This window comes from Bacillus sp. BS98 (assembly GCF_008432245.1).
In the GTDB taxonomy this organism is placed as follows: domain Bacteria; phylum Bacillota; class Bacilli; order Bacillales; family Bacillaceae_G; genus Bacillus_A; species Bacillus_A toyonensis.
The window spans coordinates 1-7,500 of record NZ_CP043830.1 but is presented as its reverse complement, the minus strand read 5'-3'; the positions used below and the strand labels follow the sequence as shown (position 1 = coordinate 7,500).

The 7,500-nt window shown below is 35.7% G+C and carries 6 protein-coding genes (1 of these 6 only partly in view); all 6 read right to left on the bottom strand.

The annotated features are described in order from the left end of the window. Positions 1-1,305, bottom strand: the 5' portion of a protein-coding gene (gene gyrA / locus F0362_RS00030; RefSeq protein WP_149889606.1) for a DNA gyrase subunit A. The gene continues 1,164 nt to the left of window position 1, outside the view; the window shows 1,305 of its 2,469 coding nt (coding positions 1-1,305); it begins with the start codon at positions 1,303-1,305; the stop codon falls past the left edge of the window. Positions 1,306-1,393: 88 nt separating this feature from the next. Further along, complete coding sequence (gene gyrB, locus F0362_RS00025; RefSeq protein WP_000435980.1) at positions 1,394-3,316, bottom strand: DNA topoisomerase (ATP-hydrolyzing) subunit B; 1,923 nt, start codon at positions 3,314-3,316, stop codon at positions 1,394-1,396. 39 nt (positions 3,317-3,355) lie between these two features. Then, positions 3,356-4,483: a DNA replication/repair protein RecF gene (gene recF / locus F0362_RS00020; protein WP_000470741.1), complete on the bottom strand. Its 1,128-nt coding sequence runs from the start codon at positions 4,481-4,483 to the stop codon at positions 3,356-3,358. Positions 4,484-4,495: 12 nt separating this feature from the next. Beyond that, entirely contained in the window at positions 4,496-4,708 is a 213-nt protein-coding gene (gene yaaA, locus F0362_RS00015; RefSeq protein ID WP_000821369.1) for a S4 domain-containing protein YaaA, read from the bottom strand. 127 nt (positions 4,709-4,835) lie between these two features. Next, positions 4,836-5,981 carry a DNA polymerase III subunit beta gene (gene dnaN, locus F0362_RS00010; protein ID WP_001212897.1) on the bottom strand — a complete coding sequence of 382 codons (1,146 nt, stop codon included), beginning with the start codon at positions 5,979-5,981 and terminating at the stop codon, positions 4,836-4,838. Between the two features lie 178 nt (positions 5,982-6,159). Continuing rightward, positions 6,160-7,500 carry a chromosomal replication initiator protein DnaA gene (gene dnaA, locus F0362_RS00005; protein ID WP_000428014.1) on the bottom strand — a complete coding sequence of 447 codons (1,341 nt, stop codon included), beginning with the start codon at positions 7,498-7,500 and terminating at the stop codon, positions 6,160-6,162.

The following is a 7,500-nucleotide window of genomic DNA, read 5'->3' as shown; positions in this document are numbered from 1 at the left end:
TCCAGTTAAGCGTTGCAGACGCATGTCTAAAATCGCTTGCGCTTGTTTCTCACTTAAACCGAAACGTTCCATTAAGCCCTGCTTTGCAATATCTGCCGTTTTTGAACTACGAATTAACGTAATAACTTCATCAAGATGATCTAAAGCAATTCGTAATCCTTCTAAAATATGAGCACGTGCCTCTGCTTTTTCTAATTCATAAGCAGTACGTCTACGGATTACTACCTTCTGGTGCTCCAAATAATGATATAAGTTTTGTTTTAAATTTAGTACTTGAGGCTCTCCATTTACAAGAGATAACATATTAATACCAAAACTTGTTTGAAGCGCTGTATGTTTATATAAATTATTTAATAGTACATTAGCATTAGCATCACGACGTACTTCCATAACGATACGCATACCATTACGATCTGATTCATCACGTAAATCTGTAATACCTTCAATTTTCTTATCGCGAACTAATTCTGCGATTTTTTCAATTAATCGTGCCTTATTAACTTGATAAGGTAGTTCCGTTACGATAATAGATTGTTTACCGTTTGACTTCTCTTCAATTTCAACCTTAGCACGAAGCATAATAGAACCGCGACCTGTTTCGTAAGCTCTTCGAATTCCACTTCGCCCTAAAATTAAACCTGCCGTCGGAAAGTCTGGCCCAGGAATATATTCCATCAATTCCGCGATAGTAATATCAGGGTTATGACTTAATGCCAGCACACCATCAATTACTTCGCCAAGCTGATGCGGCGGGATATTTGTTGCCATACCAACAGCAATACCTGTCGTACCGTTTACTAATAAATTAGGGAAACGCGCTGGTAATACAATCGGCTCTCTTTCCGAACCATCGTAGTTATCTTGATAATCAATTGTATTTTTTGAAATATCACGTATTAATTCCATAGAAATCTTAGACATTCTTGCCTCTGTATAACGCATTGCCGCTGCTGAATCTCCATCTACAGAACCGAAGTTACCATGCCCATCAACAAGCATATAACGTTGACTGAAATCTTGCGCCATACGTACCATCGTTTCATAAACAGCTGAATCACCGTGGGGGTGATACTTACCAATTACTTCACCAACAATACGTGCTGATTTCTTATACGCTTTATCAGCTGTAATTCCTAAATCATTCATCGCATATAAAACCCTACGATGCACAGGTTTTAATCCATCACGAACATCTGGTAATGCACGAGATACGATAACACTCATTGCGTAATCTAAAAATGAGGTACGCATTTCATGACTAATATTAATTTCTCGAATTCGTGCTTGTTGTTGATTGTCTGACATCAACGAGCACCTCCTCTTACATTTCCGTTACACATACATTGATTTATATGTAGAAGACAGGAATGCTTAGATTCCTGTCATTACTCATTTAAATATCAAGGTTTTTCACGTATTTTGCATTCTCTTGGATAAAGTTACGACGTGGTTCCACTTTATCACCCATTAAAATTTCAAACGTTTCGTCTGCTTCTATTGCATCTTGAAGAGAAACTTGAAGTAACGAACGTACTTCTGGATCCATCGTCGTCTCCCATAGCTGAGTTGGATTCATTTCTCCAAGACCTTTATAACGTTGAATTCCTGGTTTCGGCTGGGCTGGTAGCTCAGCTAATATCTTTTCAAGTTCTTTATCGTTATAAGCATATTGAATTTTTTTACCTTGTTGTACTTTAAACAAAGGTGGCTGCGCAATATATATATAGCCACACTCAATGATTTGACGCATATAACGATAGAAGAACGTTAATAATAGGGTACGAATATGCGCACCATCAACATCGGCATCGGTCATAATAATAACTTTATGATAGCGTGCTTTTTCAATATCGAAGTCTCCACCGATATTTGTACCGATCGCCGTAATAATTGTACGAACTTCATCATTTGATAAAATTTTATCTAAGCGTGCTTTTTCAACATTAATAATTTTACCTTTCAGCGGTAAAATCGCTTGGAAATGACGATCGCGTCCTTGTTTTGCAGATCCACCCGCAGAGTCACCCTCTACGATATAAATTTCACTAATTGCGGGATCTTTAGAAGAACAGTCTGCCAATTTCCCTGGTAAACTTGAAACTTCTAAAGCACTCTTTCGGCGAGTTAGCTCACGAGCCTTTTTAGCTGCTACACGCGCACGCGCTGCCATCGTTCCTTTATCTACAACTTTACGTGCAACATTGGGATTTTCCAGTAAGAACTTTTCAAAAGCCTCTGAGAATACTGACTCCGTAATCGTTCTCGCTTCACTATTTCCAAGTTTCGTCTTCGTTTGCCCTTCGAATTGTGGATTTGGATGTTTAATTGACACGATTGCTGTTAAACCTTCACGAACATCTTCACCAGTTAAATTACTATCCGCATCTTTTAAAATGTTATTTTTACGGCCATAATCGTTAATCACACGTGTTAGGGCAGTTTTAAATCCTACCTCATGTGTACCACCTTCATACGTATGAATATTATTTGTAAATGAGTAAATATGATTTGTATATCCTTCGTTATATTGAAGCGCAACTTCAACTTGAATACCATCTTTTGAACCCTCTACATATACAGGCTCTTCATGAATTGGTTGTTTTGAACGATTTAAATGTTCAACATATGATTTAATTCCACCTTCATAGTGGAACTCTTTCTTTTGTTTATGTTCACGTTTATCTTCAATTGTTAATTTAATATTACGATTTAAAAACGCCAACTCACGCATACGAGTCGCTAGCGTATCAAATTCATATTCTGTCGTCTCTTTAAAAATTTCTGGATCCGGTTTAAAGCGAGTTATTGTTCCAGTTTTATCTGTATCACCGATGACTTTTAAATCTGCAACCGGAATACCTCTTTCGTATTTTTGGTAATGAATTTTACCGTCACGATGTACAAATACTTCTAGTTCTGTTGACAAGGCATTTACAACAGATGCACCAACACCATGCAAACCACCAGAAACCTTATAACCGCCACCGCCAAATTTACCACCAGCGTGGAGGACAGTCATAATAACCTCAACTGCAGGACGTCCCATTTTTTCTTGTATACCAACTGGGATACCACGGCCATTATCCGTTACAAGAATACTATTATCTTCTTCAATACTAACGTTAATTTCATCGCAATATCCTGCTAATGCTTCATCGATACTATTATCAACAATTTCCCATACAAGGTGGTGAAGTCCTTTCCCACTCGTAGATCCAATATACATACCTGGACGTTTCCGAACTGCCTCTAGTCCTTCAAGTACCTGTATCTGACTTTCATCATATGCATTTTCTTGCATTTGTTTTTGTTCCATTGACACAAAGATCACCTACTTTTCCATTTAAACAGGGGTTTATGCCCTATCTATTTCACAATCTACCGTGCCGTTCGTTACATGAATTGTTTTCGCATCTTTCAATGTTTCGTGTTCAATTCCGTCGACACTCGTCGTTGTAACAAATGTTTGCACCTTTCCTTGAATTGTATTTAACAGATGTGATTGACGATAATCGTCTAATTCTGATAAAACATCATCCAGCAAAAGGATTGGATATTCTTTAACCTCTGAATAAATCAATTCAATTTCAGCTAATTTTAGGGATAGTGCAGTCGTTCGTTGTTGTCCTTGCGAACCAAAGACTTGAACATTTTTACTATTAACGAAGAATTGTAAATCATCACGATGAGGACCAATTAAAGTCGTACCACGGAAAATTTCACGTTGTTTCACAGATTGAAAACTTTCATAGTATACTTCTTTTATTTTCGACAAATCCATTGATTCTGATACATCTACACTTGGTTTATAAATAATTTCTAATTCTTCTAATCCACGGCTTATACCACGATGAATTGGGGCTGCCCATTCTTGCAGTAAATGTAAAAAATCAAAACGCTTTTGCAATATTTTTGCACCGTGTTCAATCAGTTGCAGTGTAAATACATCCAACATCGTTTCCTCATTTTTACTATTCCCTTGCATTTTTTTTAGCAAGTGGTTTCGTTGCGTGAGCACTTTTTGATATTGACTTAATTCATACAAATAAACAGGAGCTATTTGTCCTAATTCCATATCTAAAAAGCGTCTTCTTACTTGAGGGCTTCCTTTTACAAGATTTAAATCTTCTGGGGCAAACATGACAACATTCATTTCGCCAATATATTGACTCAACTTTTGTTGTTCAAGTTGATTTAATTTTGCCTTTTTACCTTTTTTCGAAATATTTAATTCTAAAGACAAAGAACTATTTCTCTTTTGTAATTTCCCTTTAATTTGACCGAAATCTTCATCCCAACGGATAAGCTCGCGGTCATTGGAGGTTCTATGAGATTTCGCCATCGCTAACACATAAATAGCTTCCATCAAATTTGTTTTCCCTTGCGCATTTTCGCCGATAATTACATTCACTTTATCTTCAAAGGAAAGCTCTAATTTTTCATAATTGCGATAGTTTTTTAATTGTATTTCTGAAATAAACAAAGGGCTCCCCCTTTATGCCTGAACTTGGAAAGTTCCGCTACCCGGAATTTCAATAATATCGTTCGCATATAACTTGCGACCTCTTCTGTTTTCAAGTTCTTGATTCACGTACACTTCATATTCTTGTAAAAACCATTTTACAGCGCCACCTGTATCGATTACATCAGCTAACTTTAAAAATTGTCCTAGTGTAATATACTCTGTTGAAATTTTAATACGTTTCATAAAATCGCTCACTTTCTCAAAGTGTTCATTCTTTCATTGTACTAAATAAACTAGCATTAGGAAAGTAATACCCCAAAATCAAATAAGGGCTACTAGCATCTTTAAACTAGCAACCCTTATTTTCTATCTAGTAAGTACGAACTGGTAAAATTAATTGAGTAATTGAATCATCATTTACTGTACGAATTAAGAATGGTCTCATTGCCCCAGTAAAGCTAATCTTAATCTCTGTACTATCTAAAGCTTTTAATGCATCCATCATATATTTTGCACTAAAAGATATTTTTAATTCTTCTCCATCTACGTTTTCACATTGAACTTCTTCCACTACTTTTCCGATTTCCGGAGAATTAGAAGAGATTTCCAACATTTTTTGTTCTAACGTTGATAATTTTACAACATTATTGCGGCCGTCCCTTGCTAATAGTGAAGCACGATCAATAGCCTGTAGAAATTCTTTTGTATTCACAAAAATATCCGTCTTACTCTCTGCTGGAATTAGACGTGTTGTATCAGGATAATTTCCTTCTAACAATCTTGAGAAGAATAATAAATGTTTTGTACGGAATAATACTTGATACTCCGTAATAACGATATCTACCATTTCTTCCGACTCATCTAGAATTTTACTTAATTCATTTAGGCTCTTACCTGGAATTACAACATTTGCTTGAAACGCATCTGCAATATTATATCCTTCGATTTTTGCTTTTCGAAGTGCTAGTCTGTGACTATCTGTTGCAATACAAATTAATTCGCTGTTATATACCTTCCAGTTTACACCTGTCAAGATCGGTCTTGTTTCCGAAGTAGAAACTGCAAATACAGTTTGTCTAATCATATGTTTAAGTAAGTCTGTTGGAATCTTAAAAACATGATGTTCTTCAATCTGTGGTAATAATGGATATTCAGCAGAATCTAAACCATTTAAGTTAAACTCTGATTTTCCAGATTTTATTTTTGTCATAAAATGATTTTCCACAGAAATTTCGACAGTGTCTTTCGGTAGTTTTTTTACGATCTCACTAAAATATTTTGCTTGTAAAACAATACTTCCTGATTGTCCTATTTCTACAATCTCTTTTCCGTCCTCTTCGACGGGAATAAAGGATTCAATAGAGATGTTTGCATCGCTTCCTGTTAATGTAACCCCTTCTTCAGTAGCGACAACTTTAATTCCTGTAAGAATTGGAATTGTTGTACGAGAAGAAACAGCCTTCATTACATCCTGTACACTTCTTACAAGATAGTCTTTTTGTATTGTAAAACGCATAAAGAAAAACCTCCGGTAAGTATAAGATTTTATTTAATTAATAAAGATAAAAAATAGTAGTAATAGTAATAGGGCTTGTGGATATGTGGATAACCCCGTTGAAAGATGTAAAAACAGTCTATCTACATGTGGATAGACTGTGCGTAAAACAAGGAGAGTTATTCACACTATTCAGCTACTACTTTAAAATATCATTAATTTCTTCGACTTGTTTTTGCAATTGCGTATCCGTTTTTAGTAGCTTAGAAATTTTTTCATGGGCATGGATAACGGTTGTATGGTCACGTCCACCAAATTCTTCACCTATTTTAGGTAAAGAGGAATCTGTAAGTTCGCGTGATAAATACATTGCAATTTGACGAGGAAACGCAACTGATTTTGTACGCTTTTTCGCTTTAAAATCTTCTAATTTTACTTGGTAAACGCCCCCGACAGCTTTTTGGATATCATAAATAGAAATAATTTTTGGTTTAGAATTTGGAATAATATCTTTAAGTGCTTCAGCTGCTAAATCAGCATTAATATCTTTGTTAATTAAAGATGAATAAGCTACAACTCGGATGAGCGCACCTTCTAATTCACGAATGTTTGAATCGATTTGATTTGCGATATACAGCATAACCTCGTTTGGTATATCAAGTCCTTCAGCTTTTGCTTTTTTACGTAAAATCGCAATTCGCGTCTCTAAATCTGGTGGCGTAATGTCCGTAATGAGTCCCCATTCAAAGCGAGAACGAAGACGATCTTCTAAAGTTGGAATTTCTTTTGGTGGCCGATCACTTGAAATTACAATTTGTTTGCTTTCTTCGTGTAATGCATTAAATGTATGGAAAAACTCTTCTTGAGTTTGTTCTTTTCCAGCAAGAAATTGAATATCATCTATCAATAAAACATCTACATTGCGATATTTATTACGAAAATCGACTGCTTTATTATCACGAATAGAGTTAATGAATTCATTTGTAAATTTTTCGGATGATAAATATACAACTTTCGCGTTTGGATTGTGTTCAATTACATAATGACCGATCGCATGCATTAAATGCGTCTTTCCAAGCCCAACGCCCCCGTAAATAAAGAGAGGATTATATGCTTTAGCTGGAGCCTCAGCTACAGCTAATGAAGCAGCATGGGCAAAACGGTTACCAGAGCCAATAACAAATGTATCAAATGTATATTTTGGATTTAACATGCTCTGTGGTAAATGAGTAGAATCATCTTGTGCTCGATTTTTTTTTATAGGAGGAAGATCGATATCCTCTTCAGCTTGACTTTGGGGAATAATAAAGCGAATAGCCAATTTTGCCCCTGTTAAATCATAAAGTGTTTCCGAAATGAGTTCTGAGTAATGAGATTCTAGCCAATCACGAGCAAATTCATTTGGAGCTGTAATCGTTAATACGTCTTTCTTTAAGTTATGTGCTGTTGTTGACTTCAACCACGTTTCATAACTAGGTTTACTGACCTTTTTTTCAAGTTCTTTTAAGGCACTATTCCATAAATCAGAGATGTTTTCCAA